This is a genomic window from Clostridium sp. SGI.024 (assembly GCF_050315195.1).
In the GTDB taxonomy this organism is placed as follows: Bacteria; Bacillota; Clostridia; order Clostridiales; family Clostridiaceae; genus Clostridium.
In genome coordinates this window covers 16,695-40,687 of the sequence record NZ_JBNPON010000027.1, presented here as the reverse complement: position 1 = coordinate 40,687, position 23,993 = coordinate 16,695, and the positions used below count along the sequence as shown (strand labels likewise).

At 27.6% G+C, this 23,993-nt stretch carries 22 protein-coding genes and 1 riboswitch; of the genes, 20 read left to right on the top strand and 2 right to left on the bottom strand.

Annotated features, from left to right (window positions below; translation table 11 throughout):
* Window positions 1–4,345: discoidin domain-containing protein (locus tag ACQRD5_RS09340; protein WP_427746751.1), on the top strand; the 4,345-nt coding region annotated here is incomplete at its 5' end.
* 160 nt (window positions 4,346–4,505) lie between these two features.
* On the opposite strand, the gene ACQRD5_RS09335 is transcribed toward ACQRD5_RS09340, so the two are convergent.
* The gene (locus ACQRD5_RS09335; RefSeq protein WP_291628721.1) at window positions 4,506–5,108 is read right to left on the bottom strand and encodes a DUF445 domain-containing protein; all 603 of its coding nucleotides are present in this window, start codon (window positions 5,106–5,108) and stop codon (window positions 4,506–4,508) included.
* 294 nt (window positions 5,109–5,402) lie between these two features.
* Window positions 5,403–7,067, bottom strand: coding sequence for a glutamine--tRNA ligase/YqeY domain fusion protein (locus tag ACQRD5_RS09330; RefSeq protein ID WP_291628719.1), 1,665 nt, complete (start codon window positions 7,065–7,067; stop codon window positions 5,403–5,405).
* A gap of 342 nt (window positions 7,068–7,409) precedes the next feature.
* On the opposite strand from ACQRD5_RS09330, the gene ACQRD5_RS09325 reads away from it, so the two are divergent.
* The 19 genes from ACQRD5_RS09325 to ACQRD5_RS09235 all read left to right on the top strand — a co-directional run bounded on the left by ACQRD5_RS09325 (window position 7,410) and on the right by ACQRD5_RS09235 (window position 23,917).
* Window positions 7,410–8,297, top strand: a complete 888-nt coding sequence (locus tag ACQRD5_RS09325; RefSeq protein ID WP_320628004.1) for a type II CAAX endopeptidase family protein — start codon at window positions 7,410–7,412, stop codon at window positions 8,295–8,297.
* Between the two features lie 151 nt (window positions 8,298–8,448).
* Entirely contained in the window at window positions 8,449–9,207 is a 759-nt protein-coding gene (locus tag ACQRD5_RS09320; RefSeq protein ID WP_291628713.1) for a DeoR/GlpR family DNA-binding transcription regulator, read from the top strand.
* Between the two features lie 18 nt (window positions 9,208–9,225).
* Complete coding sequence (locus tag ACQRD5_RS09315; protein WP_291628711.1) at window positions 9,226–10,011, top strand: HAD family hydrolase; 786 nt, start codon at window positions 9,226–9,228, stop codon at window positions 10,009–10,011.
* A gap of 203 nt (window positions 10,012–10,214) precedes the next feature.
* The gene (locus tag ACQRD5_RS09310) at window positions 10,215–10,688 is read left to right on the top strand and encodes a hypothetical protein (protein WP_320900220.1); all 474 of its coding nucleotides are present in this window, start codon (window positions 10,215–10,217) and stop codon (window positions 10,686–10,688) included.
* Between the two features lie 112 nt (window positions 10,689–10,800).
* Window positions 10,801–11,904: a nicotinate-nucleotide--dimethylbenzimidazole phosphoribosyltransferase gene (cobT, locus tag ACQRD5_RS09305; RefSeq protein WP_291628707.1), complete on the top strand. Its 1,104-nt coding sequence runs from the start codon at window positions 10,801–10,803 to the stop codon at window positions 11,902–11,904.
* Between the two features lie 20 nt (window positions 11,905–11,924).
* Window positions 11,925–12,476 carry a bifunctional adenosylcobinamide kinase/adenosylcobinamide-phosphate guanylyltransferase gene (locus ACQRD5_RS09300; RefSeq protein WP_291628704.1) on the top strand — a complete coding sequence of 184 codons (552 nt, stop codon included), beginning with the start codon at window positions 11,925–11,927 and terminating at the stop codon, window positions 12,474–12,476.
* The gene (locus tag ACQRD5_RS09295) at window positions 12,473–13,225 is read left to right on the top strand and encodes an adenosylcobinamide-GDP ribazoletransferase (RefSeq protein WP_291628702.1); all 753 of its coding nucleotides are present in this window, start codon (window positions 12,473–12,475) and stop codon (window positions 13,223–13,225) included. Before ACQRD5_RS09300 ends, ACQRD5_RS09295 begins: the two co-directional genes overlap by 4 nt.
* Window positions 13,226–13,240: 15 nt before the next feature.
* Complete coding sequence (locus ACQRD5_RS09290; RefSeq protein ID WP_291628701.1) at window positions 13,241–13,633, top strand: bifunctional adenosylcobinamide kinase/adenosylcobinamide-phosphate guanylyltransferase; 393 nt, start codon at window positions 13,241–13,243, stop codon at window positions 13,631–13,633.
* Window positions 13,626–14,237, top strand: a complete 612-nt coding sequence (locus ACQRD5_RS09285) for a histidine phosphatase family protein (protein WP_291628700.1) — start codon at window positions 13,626–13,628, stop codon at window positions 14,235–14,237. Before ACQRD5_RS09290 ends, ACQRD5_RS09285 begins: the two co-directional genes overlap by 8 nt.
* Window positions 14,238–14,254: 17 nt before the next feature.
* Window positions 14,255–15,196: a cobalamin biosynthesis protein gene (locus tag ACQRD5_RS09280; protein WP_291628699.1), complete on the top strand. Its 942-nt coding sequence runs from the start codon at window positions 14,255–14,257 to the stop codon at window positions 15,194–15,196.
* Entirely contained in the window at window positions 15,197–16,270 is a 1,074-nt protein-coding gene (gene cobD, locus ACQRD5_RS09275; protein WP_427746748.1) for a threonine-phosphate decarboxylase CobD, read from the top strand.
* A gap of 53 nt (window positions 16,271–16,323) precedes the next feature.
* Window positions 16,324–16,503, top strand: a riboswitch (cobalamin riboswitch).
* A 165-nt stretch (window positions 16,504–16,668) separates the two neighbouring features.
* Complete coding sequence (locus ACQRD5_RS09270) at window positions 16,669–17,586, top strand: ABC transporter substrate-binding protein (RefSeq protein ID WP_291628697.1); 918 nt, start codon at window positions 16,669–16,671, stop codon at window positions 17,584–17,586.
* A complete protein-coding gene (locus ACQRD5_RS09265) occupies window positions 17,573–18,607 on the top strand; it encodes a FecCD family ABC transporter permease (protein ID WP_427746747.1) in 1,035 nt (344 codons plus the stop codon). The genes ACQRD5_RS09270 and ACQRD5_RS09265 overlap by 14 nt, the downstream gene beginning before the upstream one ends.
* 8 nt (window positions 18,608–18,615) lie before the next feature.
* Window positions 18,616–19,371 (top strand): ABC transporter ATP-binding protein, encoded by a 756-nt coding sequence (locus ACQRD5_RS09260; RefSeq protein ID WP_427746746.1) that lies wholly within the window; start codon window positions 18,616–18,618, stop codon window positions 19,369–19,371.
* A 3-nt stretch (window positions 19,372–19,374) separates the two neighbouring features.
* The gene (locus tag ACQRD5_RS09255; RefSeq protein WP_427746745.1) at window positions 19,375–20,040 is read left to right on the top strand and encodes a diphthine--ammonia ligase; all 666 of its coding nucleotides are present in this window, start codon (window positions 19,375–19,377) and stop codon (window positions 20,038–20,040) included.
* A complete protein-coding gene (locus tag ACQRD5_RS09250; protein ID WP_427746744.1) occupies window positions 20,033–21,526 on the top strand; it encodes a cobyric acid synthase in 1,494 nt (497 codons plus the stop codon). Before ACQRD5_RS09255 ends, ACQRD5_RS09250 begins: the two co-directional genes overlap by 8 nt.
* A 118-nt stretch (window positions 21,527–21,644) precedes the next feature.
* Window positions 21,645–22,352 (top strand): phosphatase PAP2 family protein, encoded by a 708-nt coding sequence (locus ACQRD5_RS09245; RefSeq protein WP_294170092.1) that lies wholly within the window; start codon window positions 21,645–21,647, stop codon window positions 22,350–22,352.
* Between the two features lie 169 nt (window positions 22,353–22,521).
* Complete coding sequence (locus ACQRD5_RS09240; protein ID WP_291628690.1) at window positions 22,522–23,070, top strand: NADH peroxidase; 549 nt, start codon at window positions 22,522–22,524, stop codon at window positions 23,068–23,070.
* Window positions 23,071–23,269: 199 nt separating this feature from the next.
* Complete coding sequence (locus tag ACQRD5_RS09235; protein WP_427746743.1) at window positions 23,270–23,917, top strand: hypothetical protein; 648 nt, start codon at window positions 23,270–23,272, stop codon at window positions 23,915–23,917.
* Window positions 23,918–23,993: the final 76 nt, after the last annotated feature.

Below are 23,993 nucleotides of genomic sequence, written 5' to 3'. Positions count from 1 at the left end.
ATATAAAGTATATAAACCAGTAACTGCTAGCAGCTTTGAAGTTGACAGTACAGCACCAGCAAAGGTCGTAGATGGGAATATGAGTACTCGTTGGGGAACAGCACAAAATAAAGCTGCAAATGAATGGGTAGAAATAAACTTACAAGAAGCTAAACAAGTAAGACAAATTAATATTTACTTTGAACGAACAGATGCAAACCAAAATATTCTAGGATATAAGATTGAGTTAGAAAATAATGGAACATACACTGAAGTTTATAGAAAAGCAGAAAAGGCCAAACAGGTGGAAAAAATACTTCTTAATGAAAATAAAACTGCTTCAAAGGTAAAAATAACTATTTTAGATGCTAATAGTGGAACATTAAATTGGAAAAATGTTGGGATAAATGAAGTTGAAGTTTATTCAACAGATCAAACTAATATACCAACATTAGATAGCGTAATTTCTAGTGTTACAGGTCAAACCATTGAAAATAATATAGAAAAACTACCAATGCCATCAGTACCAGAGGGATTTTCAATTAAGATAAATGGTGCTGATTTTGAACAAATTATTGCTACTGATGGAACTATTGTTAGACCATTAACAGATAAAAATGTAAAAGTTTCATTTGTGGTTACTGAAACAGCAACTAATAAAACAAAAAAGACTGATGATTTAAATTTCATTATAAAAGGAAAGAATACTCAAAAGGAAGGTATGAATACAAAGCCAGTTGTAATTCCAGAAATAGCAGAATGGTATTCAGATAGCAGTAATACTTTAAATATAAATACTATTAATAAAGTAGTTTATAATGATGACTCATTAGTAAATGTAGTAGATGAATTTATAGATGATTATAAGAATTTTACAGGGGTAGAATTAAGTAAAGAAAAGGGAAGTACTAAATCAAATTCATATAATTTTATAAAAGAAGCTCCAGATACTTTATTAGGTGATGAAGGATATACAATGGATATTCAAGGGGATAAGATTGTTGTAAAATCTCAAAGTGTTACAGGAAATATGTATGGAATGCAGACTATATTACAGATGTATAAGCAAAATAAAAGTACATTTAATGTGGGAATTATGAGAGACTATCCTAGATTTAAAACACGTGGATTTTTATTTGATGTAGCTCGTAAGCCTGTATCAATGGAAATGATGAAAGATGTTGCACGAACTATGAGATATTATAAGATGAATGATTTCCAAGTACATTTATCAGATAATTATATTTTCTTAGAAGACTATGGGAAATTAGAAAATGAAAAAGAAGCATTTAAAGCATATGAAGCTTTTCGTTTAGAATCAGGTTTAAAAAATGATAAGGGAGAATCTCCTACAGCAAAAGATTATTATATGTCTAAAGAAGAATTTAATGACTTTATTGTTGAGGAAAGAAATCTTGGAATGAATATAGTTCCAGAAATAGATGTTCCAGCTCATGCTACATCATTCACTAAAATTTGGCCAGAGTTAATGGTTGCAAATCAAGTATCTAGGTTAAATTCAAATCGACCTCTACTTGACCATATAGATATATCTAAACCAGAAGCTATAAATAAAGTAAAAGAAATATTTGATGACTATACAAAAGGAAGTAATCCAACTTTTGATTCACAAACAACAGTTCATATTGGTGCTGACGAATTTTTAGCAAACTATACATCATATCGTAATTTCATAAATGAACTAGTACCATATATAAAGGAAAGCAATACTGTTCGTATGTGGGGTGGACTGACTTGGATTGATGATGGAAAAACAGTAATTAATAAAGAGGCAATAGAAAACGTAGAAATGAATTTATGGTCTAGTGGTTGGGCTGATGGAATACAAATGTATGATATGGGATATAAGTTAATAAATACAATTGATGATTTTGGATATATGGTTCCTAACGGAAATAAAACACGTTCAAATTCTTATGGAGATTTATTAAATGTGAATCGTATATTTAATGAGTTTGAAGCAAATCGTATAGGAACTAGATCAGGATATAAATATATTCCTTCAGGTGATAATCAAGTTTTAGGTGCAGCTTTTGCAATTTGGAATGATAATATTGATAAGAGGGCATCAGGATTAACTGAATCAGATTTATATTGGCGTTTCTTTGATGCTATGCAATTCTATGCTGAAAAAACATGGGCTACAACTGGTAAGGAAAAAGGAACTTCTCAAGTTTTAAGTACATTAGCAAGTGAAAAGGGAATTGGACCAAGGATAAATCCATATTATCAAGAAAGTAAAGTGGGATCAGTATATCAAAGCTATGATTTTGAAAATGGATTACAAGATACTTCTCCTAATGATAGAGACTTAGTTCAAGGAAAAGCTAAGGTGGAAAATGGAGCTTTAGTTTTATCAGAAAAAGATAGTTATGTAACTTCAACTATTGAAAAGCTTGGTAATGGTAATAAATTATCCTTTGATATTACTTTAAATAAATCATCAAAACCAGGGGATATTTTATTTGAAGCAGATTCTCCATATGGTACTCATGATATAAGAATTATGGAAAATGGAAAGCTTGGATTTACAAGAGAATTGTATAACTATTACTTTGATTATGAATTACCAGTTGGTAAAAAAGTTAATATAAAAATAGTTGCAAAACAACAAAAAACTGAATTATATGTAAATGATGAATTTGTTTCTCAAGCAAGTGGAAAGTTTATTCATAATGATATAATTAAGAAAGAAAATATAACAAATTCTACATTTGCACTACCTTTGGAAAGAATAGGATCAAAGACAAATGCTATTCAAGGTGTTATTGATAACGTAGAAGTTTCTGAAACTAAAGCATTTGAAGATGTTTATCATAAAGAAAATTGGAATGGTACTACTAATACTGAAACTATTTATAATGATACTGAAGGTAAATTGATATATGCATTTGATAATAAAGCAAATACAATATGGCACTCTAATTGGCAAGGTGCAAGTGATAAGTTAAATGGAAGTAATTCATTTTATGCTGAAATAAATTTGGGTAAATCATATGAAATAAATCAATTCTCATTTACACCTAGATCAGATGCTGTAAGTGGTTATGTTACTAAAGCAGATTTATATATAAAAAATAAAGCTTCTGATGAGTGGAAGCTTGTAGCTGAAAATAAAGTCTTTGATGTAAATGCAAATAAAAAGACATTTATATTTGATGAACAAGAAGTTCAATACATTAAGTTTGTAGCTAAAGCATCAAATGATGGTTGGGTGGCAGTTTCAGAATTTGATATTGCAAATAAACCAGAGCAAATGTTTACTGTTTATGTAGATACAACTGATGGGGGAAGTGTAAGTGGTGGAAAAGATGTAAGGAAGGGAGAAGAGGTTACTGTTACTGCAACTCCTAATAAAGGATATTCATTTGATGGATGGTATAATTCTTTAGGGAATAAGGTTTCTGAAAGTGTAACATATACATTTAATGTAGCAAGCAATACATCATTAACTGCTAAGTTTATAAAGGTTGGAGTACCTGAGGCTAATAAGTCTGAACTTCAAAATCTTTATAATGAAAATAAAGATAGATTAGAAGAAATATATACATCAGAATCATGGGTAAGCTTTAAAGCTGAATTAGACAATAGTATGGTTGTATTAGAAAATAAAGAAGCTACACAAGAAGTAGTGGATGAAGCTTTAAATAAATTAACTAATGTTATTGATAAATTACAAATAATGAAAGGTGATAAGACTGAACTAAAAAAAATAGTTGAAACAATAAAAGTACTAGATGAAAGCAAATATATAGCATCAACCTGGTCTAACCTTACTGCAGAGCTTGAAAAAGCTAAAAAAGTAATAGAAAATGAAGATGCAGTAGAGTCAGAAGTTAATGATGCTTATAATAAGTTAGTTAAAGTATATTTAGAGTTACGATTAATAGTTGATAAAACTAAGCTACAAGAATTAATTAATGAAGCAGAAGCAATAGATGTATCTAAGTATACTGAAGTAAGTATTGCAATTCTTAATGAAAAAGTGCAAGAACTTAAGAGTATCTTAAATGATAAAGAAGCTACACAAGAAGTAGTGAATGAGGCTTCAAAAGCCTTAGAGAAAGTTTTAGATAATTTAGAATTAGTAAAAGCTGATGATAATGAAACTACATCCACTCCTGGAGATACTGAAACAAAACCAGCAACACCAAAGCCAACAGTACCACCTACAAGTAATGCTATAGATTTAGCAAACTCTACTATAACTATAGCAGGTAATAATAAAGTGAAAGAGGATAAAGCAAGTAAATTACCAAATACAGGAGGAACTTCAGCTATAGGAGTTATATTATCAGCATTAATGATAACTGGTGCAGGTGTATTTTTAAGAAGAAAGAAATAAAAAGTAATTAATTAAAGAATGAAAAAATAACTATAGATTTAGAAAAATAAGAACTTCTATTATAGGTATTAACCTAAAAATACTGTATTACAAAGTAATTGTAGTACAGTATTTTTTATTAATCATTAAGTAATAATATGTAATTTTATATAGTTAAATTTTATAGGAAAATAACTAAAATTCCTTGAAGTACCCCAATAACAGCACCCAATACGAGACCTAGAATTTCAATATGTTTTAGCTCCTTTTTAGCAACTTTAATTATTATTTCTTCTAGTTTTTCCAAGTCTAATTCATTGATTTTTTCTTCAACAATTTTTTGAATATCAACATTTTCCTTAGCCTTATTTAATAAATCGGTACTAATTTCATTAACTGCTTTAGGAACCTCATTATTTAATATTTCATCAATATAAGGTAATGCCATCACTCTAAAGGGCATAGGAATAATATCTAACTTTTCATTTATTATATTTTTAATTTTATCTATTAAATAAGAATTGAAGTTTTCACCATTAGAGCTATTAAATGCTTGATTTAATATATCGTCCATTGATAGTAATTCATTGGAAATAACTTCTCCTATATTAGCTGCAATTTCATTTTTTCTTTTAGGAATTAAGCCTAATATTTCAATATTTAAAATGGGAATCTTTATTGGTTTTATTGGTCTAAACAAAAGCTTTATAGCTAAGATATTAGTTATCCATCCTATAAGACCACCAACAATTGTTAGTATTAATATAGTTGTAAAATTATTCATAAGTGCCTCCCTATATCTTAAGTTTAATGATTGTATATGTAAAATACATAGAATATTTTATAACCAAGAAAGAAATATTTCAACAGAAAAATTGACTAATAAGTACAAAAGATAAATGTTACATATCTTGATTCAACTCCCAGTCATATAATATTTATCTTCTTCCAAGCTGAAGATAATAATACCTTATTTTATTCGCAATTATAAAATCTATTAGTAAAGTAAGCTCTTTTATAATATAAAAAAAGAAGTTCCTAGAGGAAACTTCTTTTTTACGTAATTTATTATTAATTCTTAATTGTTAATTTTGAATGAGCTCTTTAATGATACTATTCTATTAAATACTAATTTATCATCAGTAGTGTACTTAGGATCTACATTAAAGAAGCCGTTTCTTACTAATTGGAATTTATCTTGTGGTTTTGCAATATTAGCAGTAGTTTCTTCTATAAATCCTTCTAGTACTTCTAATGAGTTAGGATTTATTTGTTCTAAGAAATGCTTTCCTTCATTTTCTGGAGCATCATCTAATATTAATGGTTCATAAAGTCTAAATTCTGCTGGCTTTGCAGTTTTTGCATCTACCCAGTGGATAGTTCCTTTAACTTTTCTTCCAGTGAATCCAGAACCACTCTTAGTTTCTGGGTCATAAGTACAATGTAATTCAACTACATTTCCATTTTCATCTTTTATTACATCGTTACATTTAATAAAGTAAGCGCCGATTAATCTTACTTCGTTTCCAGGGAATAATCTAAAGTACTTTTTAACAGGTACTTCCATAAAGTCTTCTTGCTCTATATATATTTCTCTTGAAAATGGAACTTCTCTAGTACCAGCTTCTTCGTTTTTAGCGTTATTTGGAACTGGCAGCATTTCTGTTTGTCCTTCTGGATAGTTAGTTATAACTACTTTTAATGGTCTCATAACTGCCATAGCAGCATTAGCTTTTAGTTGTAAGTCTTCTCTTATAAAGTATTCAAGCATTTGAGAATCTACAACTGAATTAGCTTTTGAAACTCCAATTGCTGAGCAGAAGTTTCTTATAGCTTCAGGAGTATAGCCTCTTCTTCTTAATCCAGAAACAGTAGGCATTCTTGGATCATCCCATCCATCAACTACTTTTTCATCAACTAGTTGCTTAAGCTTTCTCTTACTCATAACAGTGTTAGTCATGTTAAGTCTAGCAAATTCAATTTGTCTTGGAGTATGCTCCATTTCACATTCTTTAACAAACCAATCATAAAGAGGTCTATGGTCTTCAAACTCTAAAGTACAAATTGAATGTGTTATACCTTCAATTGCATCTTCAAGAGGATGAGCAAAATCATACATAGGATATATACACCACTTATCTCCAGTATTATGATGTGTTGCATGAGCAATTCTATAAATAATAGGATCTCTCATATTGATATTAGGAGAAGACATATCTATTTTAGCTCTTAGAACCTTTGATCCATCTTCAAATTCACCATTTTTCATTCTTTCTAATAAATCAAGATTTTCTTCCACAGATCTATTTCTATAAGGACTTTCTTTTCCTGGTTCAGTTAAAGTTCCTCTATATTCTCTTATTTCTTCTGGAGTTAAATCGCAAACGTAAGCTAAGCCCTTCTTAATTAATAGCTTTGCTTTGTCGTACATAACATCGAAATAATCAGAAGCAAAATATATATTGTCCCAATTACCCCCTAGCCATTTAACATCTTCTTTAATTGATTCAACATATTCAGTATCTTCTTTAGTTGGATTAGTATCATCAAATCTTAAATTAAATTTACCTTTGAATTCTTCTGCAAGACCTGAATTTAAAACTATTGATTTAGCATGACCTATGTGTAAGTATCCATTTGGTTCTGGTGGAAAACGAGTTATTATTTCATCGTGCTTTTTATTTTCTAAGTCTTCAATAATTATATTTCTTATAAAGTTAGATGACATGTTTTCATTTGACATATGCAAACCTCTCCTATACAAATTATCTTTTAGTATTATATATAGTTATATACTATTTTTTTCTTTTAAATCAAATATTATATAAATAATTATGTATATAATTTTAAACCAATGATGAGAAAAAATAAAGTATTAGTAAGGGAAAAGATAGTTTTTATAAGTAATTATGAAAAAGTATATATTTTTAAGTAGATTTTTAAAGAATTCTATATAAAAGATGAAATATTAAGATAAATTAATATTAAAATATAATTAGATATTAATTGTAACTTATGGTATAAAAAGTAAAAATAATGTATAATTATTTTAATTAATATTTTTAGCTAGAAGGGAGAAGGTTTTATGAAAGAGAAGGTTAAAGCATTTTTTGCAGCGATAGGATATTTATTTATAGCATTATTGTCTCAATTATCAGTATCCATTATAGGGGGAATAATAATATCAGTATTCTATGTAATAAATGAAATGAGCAATATTAGTGGAGGGGTTAATCCTATTAGTTCAGATCTAGATGGTCTTTTAGAATTTACCGTAAGTTTAACAAATGTTTTTCTATTGATTTCATCCATATTAACTGTTCTTATTTTATTTTTAATTTATAAAATAAGAAAGAAAAATTGCAAGGAGGAACTTCAAATTAAAAAAACTAATAGCTTTAATATTTGTTTTGCAATTATTTTAGGTATTTCTTGTTGGTTATTTAATTCTGGTGTATTAAGTTTAATTGATGAAGCAGGATTATTTACAAGTCAATTTGATTATATGGAAAATATGTTAGCACCACTTAGTAGTGGAAGTATAATTATATCCATAATTGCAGTAGGAATAGTAGCTCCTTTTGCTGAAGAATTTTTATTTAGAGGGGTAATTTATAACACCTTAAGTAAGAAGATATCCATTAAATGGACTATAATAATACAGGCTATTTTATTTGGCGTTTTCCATTTTAATTTAGTTCAAGGTGCTTATGCAACACTATTAGGATTAGTATTTGGTTACATTACTTATAAAACAAAGTCATTATGGCCAGCTATAATTGTTCATATGGTTAATAATTTAATTGCAACTATAGCACCTTATGTGTTAAGTGAAAGCTTTGGAGGAAATACAGTTTATATAATCTTTAGTATAATAGGAGCTATTGGAGTAACCATAGGTTTACTTTTAACTAAAAATAAAAACGTAAATAATGATGAAGATTTTGCTTTTACTAATTCTAATAATTTTTAATTAATAGTAAAGAGTTTAGGATACATTAAAAAATGTTTCTAAACTCTTTTTTTCTTGCTTAAAAATAAAAATTAATATAAAATAATAATAAATAGTAATAAACAATAATAAATAATAATGAATAATCATAAGAAGGTGTATTTTTTTGTTTATGGAAGAAAGGCTTGAGGATATATTAGATATTCTTAAAAGAAATGGTAAAGTTAGAGTTAAAGAGCTAAGTGAAAAATTTAATGTTTCAGAAGGTATGATACGTAAGGATTTATGCAAACTTGAACAATATGGTGGTATAAAAAGAACTTATGGTGGTGCAATTCTAGAAAGAAAAATAGAACATAATGAGAATACTTCATCTAGAGTAATTATGAATTTAAATGAAAAAGAAAGCATTGGCAAAATAGCAATTGCTGAAATAGAAGAAGATGATGTTGTTTTTTTAGATATTTCTAGTACTAATTATATGATTGCAAATATGATGTCTAATTTTAATAAGAAAATAACAATAATTACAAATATGAATAGAATTGCTATGGAGTTTGATTTTAATAATAATATAGATGTTATTCAAATAGGTGGTTCTTATAATAAGAAGCTTGGGGGAACCATTGGAGCTTTTTCAATTGAAGAAATTAAAAAATTTAAAATAGATAAGGCCTTTATAGGTGTTGGTGGGATAAATATAGAAGAGAATTTTATAAGTAACTTTAACTTAGATGAGGCAGAAACTAAGAAAGCTATAATTAATTCAAGTAAAACCACGTATTTATTAGTAGATAATAATAAATTTTATAAAGATGGTTCATATAAATTTTCAGAATTAAATGAGGTTGAATATATAATTACTGATAAGGAGCCAGATAAAAATATAATAGAAGCTCTTAAGAAAACTAATGTTAAATTATTATATTAATAGGGAAGGGATTTAAAAATGATAAAATTAATAGCATCAGATATGGATGGAACATTGCTAAATAAAAATAATGAAATAAATGAAGAGTTTTTTAAAATTTTTAATAAGCTTGTTGAAAAAGACATAATATTTGCAGCTGCAAGTGGAAGACAATATTATAACTTATTAAAAAGATTCGAAAAAATTAAAGATAATATGATGTTTATAGCTGAAAATGGAACTTTTGTAGTATATAAGGGTGAAGAAATCCTTGTTAATGCTTTAGATAAGAATATTGCTAAAGAGCTTATAAAGATAGGAAGAACTATTGAAAATGCCTATGTTATAGTTTGTGGTAAAAAATCAGCTTATATAGAAAGTAGTGATGAAAGATTAGTAAAGGAAACAAAGAAATACTATGAGAGATACGAAATAGTAGATGACTTAGATAAAGTAGAAGATGATATATTAAAGGTAACAATATGTGATTTTTCAGGTTCTGAACTTAATAGTAATAATTACTATAATGAATATAAGGACAAGCTTCAAGTAACAGTATCAGGAGAAATTTGGCTTGATATAACAGCTAAGGGTGTTAATAAGGGAGTTGCTATAAAGAAAATTCAAGATATGCTTGATATAGATCATAAAGAAACAATGGTATTTGGAGATTATCTTAATGATTTAGAAATGATGGATAGTGCATATTATAGTTTTGCTATGGAAAATGCCCATGATGATTTAAAGAAGGTTTCTAGATTTATTGCAAAAAGTAATAATGATAATGGAGTAGTAGAAGCTATAAAGGAAACATTAAAAATTTAGAGGGCAGTATATAATATCCTTTAAGGTGTAGTTATAATAACTGCATGGAAATTCATAGGACTTTAGTCATATTATTTTATGACCATAATAAGATAATATAGGACTTTAAAAAGTTAGTTAATAGTATGACAATATATATAATAAGGTAAAATGTTACAATTGATATAAATTTTAGATTAATTGTAGGCTTAAGGAGGCTTAGTATGAATTGTATTGAAATAGATGATATTCTTTCAACTACAGTATTATATGAAGGTTTTTCTGATTATAGTGAGGTCCTTGAATTTTCTAAGGATAGTATGAAAAAGCTAAAGGAAATAGCAAATAAATATAAAAATGATTATGAAAATGATATTATATATAATGAAAACTACATATATTTAGATAATGATATTAATTTATATCTAAGAGAATTTGTTTATAGGTTCACAACTTCTATTACAATTGAAAAATTAATATATCCATTAGTTAATTATGATATTATTAGTTATGAAATTATAGATTTGTCACATGACAGTGAAAAATTAATACTATCCAGTGAAGAAATTAATAGAGATAGTGAAAATATAAAGATTAAATTAAATAATATAGAAGTTAATGGTATTAAACTAAAGATAAAAAGTAAAAAAAATTTATGGCCTAAAATTCCTCAAATTCAAATAATAAAAAGAGCTTAAAGGGTGCTGTGGTAACAGTGCCCTTTATTTAGCTATAAATATAGTATAATTGACTTTTAATTAACATTTAATATATTATAACAAAAAAGAAGTAATTAATTGGGTGATAGTAATGAATTATAAAAATGAAGTTTTTAGTTTTATTAATAATATAGAAGGAGTAAATGAAAAAGCAAAGGAAACTGCAAGAGAAAGAATGAATATCTTAGCTAAGCCTTTAGGAAGTTTAGGTAAACTTGAAGAATTAGCTATTAAATTATCTGGAATTACAGGTAAAGTAAAGAATAGAATAGATAAAAAATGTATAATAATTTTATCTTCTGATAATGGTGTAGTTGAAGAAGGGGTTGCATCATCTCCACAGTATGTTACCTTAGCACAAACTATAAATTTTTCTAAAGGTCTTACGGGTGTTGCAGTTTTAGCAAAGGAAAATAGCACTGATTTAATAGTAGTAGATATTGGAGTGAATTGTGATGGAGAAATTCCAGGTGCTATTAATAAGAAGATAAGAAAAGGAACTTATAATATAGCTAAGGGCGAAGCTATGAGCTATGAAGAGGCTCTAAAAGCTATATATATAGGAATTGATTTAGTAAGAGATGTTAAAGAAAAGGGCTATGATATATTAGGTGTTGGAGAAATGGGAATTGGAAATACTACTACAAGTAGTGCAGTTTTAGCTTCCCTAGTAGCTTGTGAAATAGATGAAGTTGTTGGTAAGGGAGCTGGCCTTACAGATGAAGCTTTTATACTTAAGAAAGAAGTAGTAAAGAAGGCAATAGAGATAAATAAGCCAAATAGAGAAGATCCAATAGATGTAATTGCTAAAGTTGGAGGCTTTGATTTAGCAGGAATGGTAGGAGTTTATTTAGGTGCAGCTTATTATAAGCTTCCCATTGTAATAGATGGATTTATTTCAGTAGTAGCAGCCTTAGTAGCAACTAAATTATGTAGCAAGGTTAAAGATTACTTAATTCCATCACATGTTTCAAAAGAAATAGGCTATAGTATTGCTATAAATAATATAGGCCTTGAACCAATGTTGAATTTAGATATGAGATTAGGTGAAGGAAGTGGATGTCCCATAGCATTTTCAATAGTTAATTATGCTTGTGCAATTATGAACAACATGGCTACTTTTCATGAAGCAGAAATAGATCCAAGCTATTTGAGTAAGATTAAGGATAAGAAGAATTATATTGTTGATAAATAAAAGAAAAAGGTTGAATAAAAATGATTATATTGTTAGTTGGTGGTTCTAAAAGTGGAAAATCTATGGCAGCTCAAAATTATGCAAAAAAGTTAGAAAATAAAGAAGGACTATTATATTATCTTGCTACTATGAAGCCTTCAGACCTAGAAGATAACAGTAGAATAGAAAGACATTTGCTAGATAGAGAAGGCTTTGGATTTACAACTATAGAAAAACATAGAAATTTAAAAGATATAGTTTATAACTTAAATAATAATGATACTATTTTATTAGATAGTATTACTTCTTTAGTTACTAACGAGATGTTTTGTGAAGGTAATTTTATACCAAATGTTAGAGAAAAGTTATTTGAAGATATAGATTCTATAAGTAAAAAGGTAGAAAATTTAATAATAGTTACTGATTATTTATTTAGCGATGGAATTATTTATGATAGTTACACAGAAGCTTTTAGAAAAGAAATAGGAAGGTTAAATATTAATTTATGTAAAATTTCAGATGTTGTTATTGAGTGTAGCTTTAACAATGAAATAATACATAAAGGTAAAAATATGATAAGGAAGATAAAATGAAGAATTTAATTAATGGTTTTATAATGGCTTTAAGTATGTTTACAATATTACCAGTACCCTATAAGGTATGGAAGGATGAAGCTGTTAGACATATGATGAAACTTTATCCTTTAGTTGGTATATTTGTTGGAGTTATAAATTATGTAGTTTTTAGGCTTACAGATTATTTTAATTTATCAACAATATTAATATCAGCTTTAACTATGGTAACACCTTTTATTATAACAGGAATGTTACATTTAGATGGTTTTATGGATGTATGTGATGCATTACTATCTAGAAGAGATAAAAAAGAAAAGGTAAGAATTCTTAAGGATCCTAATACTGGAGCATTTTCAGTTATTTCTCTTGGAATATTATTTATAATTGATTTTGCTTCTACTTATACCTTAGTAGAAAATAGAACTAGCATAATTGGAATTATAATTATACCTATTATATCAAGAAGCTTAATGGGGATTATGTTACTAAAAAAAGAAGCTATGAAGGAAAGTTCTTTAGGCTCTTATTTTAAAAAGGGAACTACGAAAGTTGATATATTAATTTTATATATATTTTTAATAATAGCTTCGGGCTTATTTATGTTATTAGGAATAAAGTTTATACTAGTATCTTTAGCAATGATAATTATTGCTATTCTTTCTGTAGAGAAAAGTATTAAAGAACTTGGAGGAATTTCAGGGGATATTGCTGGGTATGGATTAGTACTAAGTGAAGTTTTAGGAATATTAATCTTATCGATTATTTAGTTGGGAGTGATAGCTTTGATTTTAATTTTTGGAGGAGCTTATAACGGAAAATTAAGTTTTGTAAAAGAAAAGTTTAATATTACAGAGGATGATATATACACAATAAATGATGAATTAAATAGCATTGATATAGATTTCACCAAAAGTGTAATTAATAAATTTCATAAATTTATATATAAACTTTCTTTAAAAGGCATTGATGCCACTGAGTATATGATTAAAAATAAGGAACTTTTTAAAGATAAAATAATTATATGTGATGACATTTCCCAGGGAATAGTTCCATTAAAAAAAGAAGATAGAATGTGGAGAGAAAATACAGGTAAGTGTCTCCAATATATAAGTAAGACTTCTAAAACTGTTTATAGGGTTTTCTGTGGAATAGCAACGGTGCTTAAAGATGAATAAGATTGAAATTATATTAATAAGGCATGGAAAGACTATTGCTAATGAGAAGAGGCTTTATTGTGGTAAGACAGATTTATCCTTAAGTAATAGTGGAGTAGTAGAATTAAAAAAATTAAAAGAAAGTCTTAAATATCCTAAATGCGATAAATACTTTACTAGTGGAGCAAAAAGAGCAAATGAAACCTTTAAAATTCTGTATGAAAATAATGAATTTATAGAATTAAGAGGTTTCTTTGAATATGACTTTGGAGATTTTGAAATGAAATCCTATGAGGATTTAAAGGAAGATGAGAGATATATAGAGTGGATAACAGATAAGTCAGGAGAAGTGAAGTGTCCTAAGGGTGAAAGTAAGAATGCTTATAAAAAAAGGATAAGAGAGCAGTTTATATCTTTTATTAAAGATATAAATAATATGAAAATCAATTCAGTTTTATTGATTTCCCATGGTGGAACTATAGGTACAATATTAGAAGAGTTTTATGATAATAGTAAAAACTTTTATACTTGGCAACCTAGCTTTGGACAAGGATATAAAATTACAGTAGAGTTTTTAAATAATAAATTTGAAATTACAAAAGTTGAAGATATAAAGAATATATAAAGGTTAGGAAGAAGAAAATGAAGGAATTAACTATAGGTTTTTTATTAGATTTATTAATAGGAGATCCACAAAACCCCTTTCATCCAATTAGATTTATAGGGAAGATATGTAATAGCTTAGAAATGATTTTTAGGAAGATGCTAAGTAAATCCTTAAAAATAGCAGGTTTATTAACTTGGATTTTTTCTGTGGTAATAGTATATACTATAAGTTTTTTAATTCTAAAGTTAAGCTTTAGTATTAATCATATTTTGGGTACTGCTATTAGTGGAATTATGATTTATTTCACAATTTCAGCTAAGGCTTTAAAGGTAGAAGGCTTAAAAGTTATAAAATTTTTATTAAAGGATGATTTAGAAGGGGCAAGAAAACAACTTTCATATATAGTTGGAAGAGATACTAATTCATTAGATAAAGAAGGAATATTAAGAGCAGTAGTTGAAACTATAGCAGAAAATATGTCAGATGGTGTTGTAGCACCATTATTTTATGCTGGATTGTTTGGTGCTCCCTTTGCTTTTGTATATAAAGCTGTTAATACTATGGATTCTATCTTTGGATATAAAAATGATAAGTACAAGGATTTCGGTTATTTTCCAGCTAAATTAGATGATATATTTAATTACATACCAGCTAGACTTACAGGATATTTAATAATACTTTCATCCTACATATTAAAGTTAGATTATAAAAATTCTTATAAAATATACTCTAGAGATAAATATAATCATAGTAGTCCAAATAGTGCCCATCCTGAAGCAGCTGTAGCAGGTGCACTTGGATTAAAGCTAGGAGGAGCAAATTATTATTTTGGTAAATTAGTAGAAAAGCCAACTATAGGAGATAATATAAAAAATATTGATATTTCAGATGTTTATAAAACTAATAATATATTGTATTTAGTTACAACATTAAGCTATTTAGTTGCTGTTGTATTAAATTTAATTGGAGGATTTTAAATGAGTAAGGTAGTTCATGGTGGAAATATAGATGAGATATCTAGAAATTTTAATTTAGATAAAAGTAAGCTTATTGATTTTTCTGCTAATATAAATCCTTTAGGAATTAATGCTAGAGTTAAAGACATAATAATAAAGTCTTTAGATGAAGTTGAAAAATATCCTGATATTACATATTTTAATTTGAAATCAGCAATAAGTGAATTTGAAGGCGTAGAAAACAAAAATTTAATTTTAGGGAATGGAGCTGCAGAAGTTATTTTTAATTTAGTTAGAGCTGTAAAGCCTAAAAAGGTATTATTACCTGCACCTACTTTTGGAGAATATGAGGAAGCAGCCTTAAGTGTAAATAGTGAAATTAAATATTATCACTTAAAAGAGGAGAAAAATTGGATTATTGACGAAGAAATAAATAGTTACATAAATGATGATATAGATATGGTTTTTATTTGTAATCCAAATAATCCTACAGGAACTCTTACTAGTAAAGAATCAATTATAAATATAATTAAAAAAGCAAAATTTACCAATACAATTGTTGCAGTAGATGAATCTTTTTTAGATTTTATAAAGGAAGCAGAAAATTATTCAGCAATTAGCTTCATAAAAGAATATGATAATCTTTTTATTATTAAATCTATGACTAAACTATTTGCAATACCAGGTATAAGAATAGGATATGGTATTTCTAGCAATGAAGATATTATAAATAAAATAGAAGCTCTTTCAGTTCCATGGAATATTAATGTTTTGGCTGAGAAGGCTGCAATATATTCTTTAAAGGAAAAGGAATATATTAAGAAGACTATTTCATATATTGAAGAAGAAAAGAATTACTTATATAATGAGCTAAATAGCTTTGAGGATATAAAAGTTTTTAAGCCATCTGTTAACTTTATAATGTTTAAATTAGAAAAAGAAATAGATTTAAAATTAGAATTAATGAAAGAAAATATCATTATAAGAAGCTGTAGTAATTATGAAGGATTAAATAATAAGTATTACAGAGTTGCAGTAAGAAAAAGAGAAGAAAATGAAAAGTTAATTAAAGTGCTAAAAAAAGTTATAAATTAGTATATTATAATTGACATAATAAATGATTAATAATATAATTCTAAATGAAATTTAGCTATATAACTATATAAGGTGCTTTTTTTAAAGCTTAATAGGGAATCAGGTATAATCCTGAGCTACCCCAGTAACCGTGATATGGACGAAATCTATTTAAGCCACTGCTGTATTTAGTGGGAAGGCTAGAAAGTAGGATGAAATTAAGCCGGGAGACCTGCCTTTTATGGGAAAACTATTATCTTCTGAGGGTGGGATAATGGGAATACTATTATATTTTTGAGTTAGTATTATAATTCAAAACTATAATTAAGGTATTTTAGGGCATACTCTTAGTGTGTCTTTTTTTATTTTGTAATAAAAATTACAAAATAGCCCTAATAAAAAAATTAGGAGGATTTATTATGAAAAAAAGAAGTAGAATTCTTTCATTAGTGTTTGCAATGATGTTTTCTTTAGCATTATTTGCAGGCTGTAGTGATACTACAAAAACTATGACAGATAGGGAAGGTAATGAATTTACTTTACCTAATAAGGTTGAGAAAATAATATCAACAGCACCATCTAATACAGAAGTATTAGTTGCTTTAGGACTTTCTGATAAGCTTGTTGCTATTGATAAGTATTCAGCAGATATTGAGGGGGTAAATACAGATTTACCACAAATAAATTTCAGAAATCCAGATGCAGAAACATTAATTTCTTTAGAACCAGATATGATTATAGCATCAGGACATAATAAAGCTGGTGAAGAAGATCCATTTAAATTAGTTAAGGAAGCTGGAATACCAGTAGTATATATTCCAAGTAGTGATAGTATAGATGGAATTTATGGAGATATAGAGTTTATTGCTGAAATAACTAAAACTGAAAAGCAAGGAAAAGAAATAATTGAAAATATGAAAAAGGAAGTTGAAGAAATAAAGGCAATAGGAGAAAAAATAACTGATAAGAAAAAAGTATATTTTGAAATTGGTTCAACTCCTACTTTATATAGCTTTGGTAAGGATACTTTCTTAAATGAAATGATTGAAATAATTGGAGCAGAAAATATATTTGCAAATGAAATGTCTTGGATATCACCTACACCAGAATCAGTTATAGCTGCAAATCCAGACGTAATATTTACAAATGTTCCAGATCAAAATGGAGTAAAATCTGTTGATGAAATTAAGAGCCGTGAAGGATGGGATAGTTTAAATGCAGTTAAAGAAGGTAATATCTATAGTATAGATAAAAATACTTCTTCAAGACCTTCACAAAATGTTATTAAGGCGTTAAAGGAAATGGCTAAGGCTATTTATCCAAATGAATATAAATAGAGATAAAAAAAATAAGTCATTGATGATACTATCAGTGCCATTAGTATTTTTAATAATTTGTATTGGAACTTCCATTGGAAGTTCCAATATTAGCATTATGGATATTATATCAATAATTGCACATAAATTATTCAATATTAATTTAATGGAAGGCATTGAAGCTAAGGATGTTGCAATAATATGGAGTATTAGATTACCTAGAGTTTTATTAGCTTTTTGCATTGGTGGAGCTTTAGCAGCAAGTGGAGCAGTAGTTCAATCCATATTAAAAAATCCACTAGCTTCTCCATATACATTAGGAGTATCATCAGGAGCTTCACTAGGTGTAGGACTTTTAATTGTTTCAGGAATAACTATCCCTTTCCTTGGAAATTTCTCTCTACCCCTAGTAGGATTTTTATGTAGTTTAATTACTATGATTATAGTTCTAACCTTTGCTAGTAAGGTTGATAAAAAACTATCTAATACAACTATTATTTTAACTGGAATGGTATTTTCATTATTCTTTAATGCTGCTTCAACAACATTGACAGCTTTATTTACAAAGAAAATGGAAGCTATTACTATGTGGCAAATGGGATCATTTTCTATGAGGGGCTGGAGTTATCTTAAAGCTGGAATTCCATTTTTCTTAATTGGAATAATAGGAGTTATGTCTTTTGTTAAAGAAATGGATATTTTGACTTTTGGAGAAGAAGAAGCTAAATCTATAGGAGTAGAAGCAGAAAGAGTAAAAAAATTTCTATTCATTTTTGTAGCAATACTAACAGGTGCTGCTGTGGCCATAAGTGGAACTATAGGATTTGTAGATTTAATTGCACCTCATATAGTAAGAAAGATTTTTGGCTCAAAACATGCCTATGTTATTCCAATGTCAGTGGTTTTTGGTGGTTGTCTTATGATAATTACAGATTTAATAGCAAGAACTATTATAGTTCCATCTGAATTACCAGTAGGTGCAGTAACTGCAATGATAGGTGCACCATTCTTTGCATACCTATATTTTAAAAAGTCAAAGTAGGTGATTAAATGTTAGAAGTTAAAAATATATATTGTGGTTATAATGGAGAAGATGTAGTAAAAAACGTTAGCTTTAAGGTAAGTAGAGGAGAAAATATTTGCATAGTTGGACCTAATGGATGTGGGAAAAGTACTCTTTTAAAAGCTATAGCAAATTTACTTTCTTTTAAAGGACAAATACTACTAGATGGAAAAGACACTAAATTATTAAAAAGAAAAGAATTAGCTACAAAAGTTTCATTAATGACTCAAAGTTCAAATGTATTATTTCCCTATAGCATATACGAAACAGTTGCTTTAGGAAGGTATGCTCATTTAAATGGAGTATTTTCAAGACTAAGTAAAAATGATGATGAAATAATAAATAAAAGCTTAGATAAAGTTGGGATTTTAGATATAAAAGATAAACTTATAAGTGAATTATCAGGTGGTCAGCTTCAGAGGGTTTTCTTGGCTAGGGCATTTGCACAAGATCCTGATGTTATTATATTAGATGAGCCAACAAATCATTTAGATTTAAGATATCAAATAGAAATATTAGATTATTTAAAGCTTTGGGCAAAGGAAAATAATAAAATAGTTGTTGCAGTATTACATGATTTAAACTTAGTCCAGAACTTTGGAGACAAGGTTTTAATGCTTAAAGAGGGGACTCTTATTAATAATGGAGAAACTAAAGAAGTATTAAATGGAAGAGATTTAGAAAAAGTTTATGGAATAGATATAAAGTCATTTATGTTAAGAACTTTAAATAAATGGAGGTAAATTATGAGTAAGAAGTTTGTTATGTCATATAGCTGTGGAAAGGATAGTACATTAGCATTATACAGAATGATAAAAAATGGTCATAAGCCAGTTGCTTTACTTATAACTGTAGATAAAAAAGTATTAAGATCTTGGTTTCATGGTGTTCCAGAAAGCTTGCTTCAGGAGGTTTCTAAATCTTTAAATATACCATTACTATTAGTAAAGTGTGAAGGTGAAGAATACAAAGTTGCTTTTAATAAGGCACTTAATAAAGCTAAAAATGAGCTAGGTGCAGAAGCTTGTGTATTTGGAGATATTGACTTAGAAGCTCATAGAGTTTGGTGTACAGATAGATGTGATGAAGCTAATATGGAAGCTATATTCCCATTATGGCTTGAAGATAGAGAAAAGTTAACTTATGAATTTATAGATAGTGGATTTAAGACAGTTATTAAAAATGTAAGGTTAGATGTCTTATCAACAGAATTCCTAGGTAAAGTATTAACTAAAAAAGTGGTTTCAGATATAGTGGCGGCAGGTTCAGATGCTTGTGGTGAAAATGGTGAGTATCATACCTTTGCATTTGATGGACCTTTATTTAAGTATCCAATTAGATTTAAAGAAAATGGAATTATTACAAATGAAACTCATGGATTTTTAGATATAGTAGGTATTATTAATGAGTAAAAGTATAATGTTTCTTGGAACAGCTTCTTCAGTTGGAAAGAGTACAATAGCAACAGCATTTTGCAGATATTTTAAAAATAAAGGAAAGAAGGTTGCACCTTTTAAGGCTCTAAATATTTCTTTAAACTCCTATGTAACTGAAGATGGGCTTGAAATGGGAAGAGCACAAGTAGTTCAAGCTGATGCATGTGAAATAAAACCAAAAGCTTGGATGAATCCTGTTTTACTAAAACCTAGTGGCAATATGAAAACACAAGTTATTGTAAATGGAAAGGTAAAATGTGATATTGATTCATATAAATATAAGGAGCTTAACCAGGAGTTAAAAGAAGTAGTTAAAGATACTTATGAGAAAATATCTAAAGAATATGATTTGATTATTTTAGAGGGCTCTGGAAGTTGTGCTGAGATAAATTTAAAGGAAAGCGATATAGCAAATATGCATATGGCAAAGGTAAGTAACTCTCCAGTAATTTTAGTAGCAGATATAGATAGGGGGGGAGTTTTTGCCTCTGTAGTTGGAACTATTATGCTTTTAGATAAAGAAGAAAGAAATAGAGTAAAAGGCGTAATTATTAATAAGTTTAGAGGTAATATTGAGTCTTTTAAGCCTGCTATGAAACAGTTAGAAGAAATCATAAATATTCCAGTACTTGGCGCAATGCCTTATTTTAGCTTAGATATAGAAGATGAAGACAGTGTTACTGAAAGAATATCCAATAAGGCAAGTAGTGGTAAGGGAATAGATATAGTAGTTATTAGATTACCTTATATGTCTAATTTTACAGATTTTAATTCTTTAAGTAGATTAGAAAATGTTTCAATAAGATATGTAGATAAAGCACAGGAAATTGGAAAACCTCATTTGATAATAATTCCAGGAAGTAAAAATACTATTGACGATATTAGATTTATAAAGGAAAATGGAATATATAGTAAGATAGCATCCTTAGAAGAAATGGGAACTACAATTTTAGGAATATGTGGTGGATATCAGATGATGGGAAATTATATTATAGATGATTTAGGCGTTGAAGGAGAAAAAAGAGTTGAAAGTGGATTTGGTTTTTTACCTACTACAACTAAATTTAATAAAGATAAAATAACTAAGCAATCTTCTGGAAAAATTGTTTCAAATGTCATAGAAGAGATTAACAATATAGAAGTTTCAGGTTATGAAATCCACAATGGAGAAACTATAGTAAATAATCCTGATAATATATTTATTAAATTAAGTAATGGTGAAGTTGCAGGAGCCATAAATGACAAAGGAAATGCAATAGGTACATACCTCCATGGAATTTTTGATAATGGGGATTTTATTAAGAATTTTATTAAAACCTTAATAATTAAAAATAATATTGAAGAGGAGTATAATGAAGTTAGTACTTATAAAGAGTACAAGCTTAATGAATTAGACAAGTTATCTAAAATATTAGAGGAAAATATAGATATTGTAAAAGTTAAAGAAATCCTTAAGATATAGAGGAAAAGCCTTATAAAATTCTTAAAAATTAAATAGAATTAGCACAATATAATTACTATATTGTAAAATATATATATGTCATAATAATGAAAAAGCATTGAAGTATGGAGGGATTTTTATGAGAGGCTATATTAAAAATATTATTTTAAAATATAATATAAATGAAATAAAGTGGTTAGATTTAGCTTGGCTTATAATATTGCCAATAATAAATATTAATTACGTAATAGCAGCTGCAATAGCTAAGAGTGGAAAAGATATATCCTTAACTCTTGATAAGGAAATACCATATGTATCTGCATTTATTTTTCCATATATATATTGGTATGTTTTTATGGTTTTAGGATTAATATTTATTTTATCTAAGGATAGAAAGAAATACTTAAGAACTCTTATGGTAATTTATATAAGTATGTGCATTTGTTATTTATTTTATTATTTTTATCCTGTTGAGATGTCAAGACCTGTAATCTCTAATAATACAATAGCTAATAAAATAGTAAATTTAATATATGAAGCTGATAGACCTTTTAATTGTTTTCCTTCAATTCATGTATTAAACACATATATTATTATGAGATTTACAAAGCTTAAAGATAATAAATCATGGTTTATTTACACAATCATAACGGGAACACTAATAATTTTATCAACATTATTTATAAAGCAACATTATATTTTAGATGGAGTTGCAGCAATTATTATTGCTGAAATAGTTATGGCTTTAACTAAGAAAGTCAAAGACATATATATAGAAAAAGCTTTAAGCTTACCTTATAAAATTTCTAGTAAAATAAAGAAGAAAATTGATATACCTATAAATTGAAATAATAGAAGTAAAGATTAGGCTTAAAATGGTATTAAAGGAATTCTTTAATTTCATAAAGCAATATAAAAAGTTTATAAATACTATTTACAAAGAATAATAATTATTATATAATAAAAATATCGAAAATAAATTGTATAGAATTGTTTATAAGAGGAGGAACCTATTAATGAAAAAATTTGTTTGTACAGTATGTGGATATGTATATGAAGGAGAAACTGCACCAGAACAATGCCCAATATGTAAGGCTGGAGCAGATAAGTTCGTAGAACAAACTGGAGATTTAAAATGGGCTGACGAGCACAGAGTTGGAGTTGCAAAAGATGTAGATCCAAGAATCATGGAAGGTTTACAAGCTAACTTCATGGGAGAATGTACAGAAGTTGGAATGTACTTAGCAATGTCAAGACAAGCTGATAGAGAAGGATTCCCAGAAGTTGCAGAAGCATACAAGAGAATAGCTTTCGAAGAAGCTGAACATGCTGCAAAATTTGCTGAATTAATTGGAGAAGTAGTAGTTGCTGATACAAAGGCTAACTTACAAGCTAGAGTAGATGCAGAACACGGTGCTTGCCAAGGTAAGAAGGATTTAGCTACTTTAGCTAAGCAATTAAACTTAGATGCAATTCATGACACAGTACATGAAATGTGTAAAGATGAAGCTAGACATGGACAAGCATTCAAGGGATTACTTGATAGATACTTTGGACAAAACTAAGATTTAAATATTTAAAGGAACTGCTTAAGCAGTTCTTTTTTTGTAAATTCATAACCAAGTATTTCCCCTAGGGTCACTAAAAATATTTATGATGATATATAGATTATTAATTAACATATATTTTACATAATCTATATTTTTATATATTTTGCATATGCTATAATATAGAATGTTAATTTTAATGAAAAGAGGAAAACCTATGAAGATAAAGAAGATATCAACACTTTTAGTTGGGATAATTTTAACAGTGGGATTAGCAGGATGTACAAAAGCTAGTAGCAATATTCCAGAAGGTGATGTTAAGGTAGTTAATCAAGAAATTCAAGGAGTAGTTGAATTAATATTAAAATCAGCTAATTATGGTAGTGATAAAAGTACTGTAGTATCTATGGTGTTACCAAAGGACTCTGAATATAATATAAATTTATCTATGGAAAAGTACTTAAATGGGCAATTACAAGAAACTAAGGAAATTGCTAATTATAGCACAGATAATATAAAGAAAGACTCTATTATTCACATAGTATTAAATACAGCTAAAGCAAATGATGGCGAAGCAGATAAATCAATATATTCTATTGCAGAAATAGATTCAGAAAACACTAAAGATAATAAAAATCCAAATTATAAAGTATCTAGATATTATGGTGAGCCTATAAATTTTGATTCAAAAACTTCAGTATCTAAAATAGGAAAAGATTTAGAAGAAGAAGTTACTTTAGTTGGGTTAGTAAAATATAAAGAAAATGATACTGAAAAACCTACAATTAATCTAGAAACATATAAAGATGAAGTAAATAAATATTCTGAAGTAACAATAATAAATGCAAAGGTAAATAAAAAATAATAATATTGTTTTTTATGCAAATCATTCCATAAAAAAAATTAAATTTGATATAATGAATATAAATTTGTATAATTGT

Coding starts and splice junctions, on each gene's coding strand:
- ACQRD5_RS09335 (WP_291628721.1), bottom strand. CDS start 5,108: ATGAATAATTTTACAACTATATTAATACTAACAATTGTTGGTGGTCTT.
- ACQRD5_RS09330 (WP_291628719.1), bottom strand. CDS start 7,067: ATGTCAAATGAAAACATGTCATCTAACTTTATAAGAAATATAATTATT.
- ACQRD5_RS09325 (WP_320628004.1), top strand. CDS start 7,410: ATGAAAGAGAAGGTTAAAGCATTTTTTGCAGCGATAGGATATTTATTT.
- ACQRD5_RS09320 (WP_291628713.1), top strand. CDS start 8,449: ATGGAAGAAAGGCTTGAGGATATATTAGATATTCTTAAAAGAAATGGT.
- ACQRD5_RS09315 (WP_291628711.1), top strand. CDS start 9,226: ATGATAAAATTAATAGCATCAGATATGGATGGAACATTGCTAAATAAA.
- ACQRD5_RS09310 (WP_320900220.1), top strand. CDS start 10,215: ATGAATTGTATTGAAATAGATGATATTCTTTCAACTACAGTATTATAT.
- cobT (WP_291628707.1), top strand. CDS start 10,801: ATGAATTATAAAAATGAAGTTTTTAGTTTTATTAATAATATAGAAGGA.
- ACQRD5_RS09300 (WP_291628704.1), top strand. CDS start 11,925: ATGATTATATTGTTAGTTGGTGGTTCTAAAAGTGGAAAATCTATGGCA.
- ACQRD5_RS09295 (WP_291628702.1), top strand. CDS start 12,473: ATGAAGAATTTAATTAATGGTTTTATAATGGCTTTAAGTATGTTTACA.
- ACQRD5_RS09285 (WP_291628700.1), top strand. CDS start 13,626: ATGAATAAGATTGAAATTATATTAATAAGGCATGGAAAGACTATTGCT.
- ACQRD5_RS09280 (WP_291628699.1), top strand. CDS start 14,255: ATGAAGGAATTAACTATAGGTTTTTTATTAGATTTATTAATAGGAGAT.
- cobD (WP_427746748.1), top strand. CDS start 15,197: ATGAGTAAGGTAGTTCATGGTGGAAATATAGATGAGATATCTAGAAAT.
- ACQRD5_RS09270 (WP_291628697.1), top strand. CDS start 16,669: ATGAAAAAAAGAAGTAGAATTCTTTCATTAGTGTTTGCAATGATGTTT.
- ACQRD5_RS09265 (WP_427746747.1), top strand. CDS start 17,573: ATGAATATAAATAGAGATAAAAAAAATAAGTCATTGATGATACTATCA.
- ACQRD5_RS09260 (WP_427746746.1), top strand. CDS start 18,616: ATGTTAGAAGTTAAAAATATATATTGTGGTTATAATGGAGAAGATGTA.
- ACQRD5_RS09255 (WP_427746745.1), top strand. CDS start 19,375: ATGAGTAAGAAGTTTGTTATGTCATATAGCTGTGGAAAGGATAGTACA.
- ACQRD5_RS09250 (WP_427746744.1), top strand. CDS start 20,033: ATGAGTAAAAGTATAATGTTTCTTGGAACAGCTTCTTCAGTTGGAAAG.
- ACQRD5_RS09245 (WP_294170092.1), top strand. CDS start 21,645: ATGAGAGGCTATATTAAAAATATTATTTTAAAATATAATATAAATGAA.
- ACQRD5_RS09240 (WP_291628690.1), top strand. CDS start 22,522: ATGAAAAAATTTGTTTGTACAGTATGTGGATATGTATATGAAGGAGAA.
- ACQRD5_RS09235 (WP_427746743.1), top strand. CDS start 23,270: ATGAAGATAAAGAAGATATCAACACTTTTAGTTGGGATAATTTTAACA.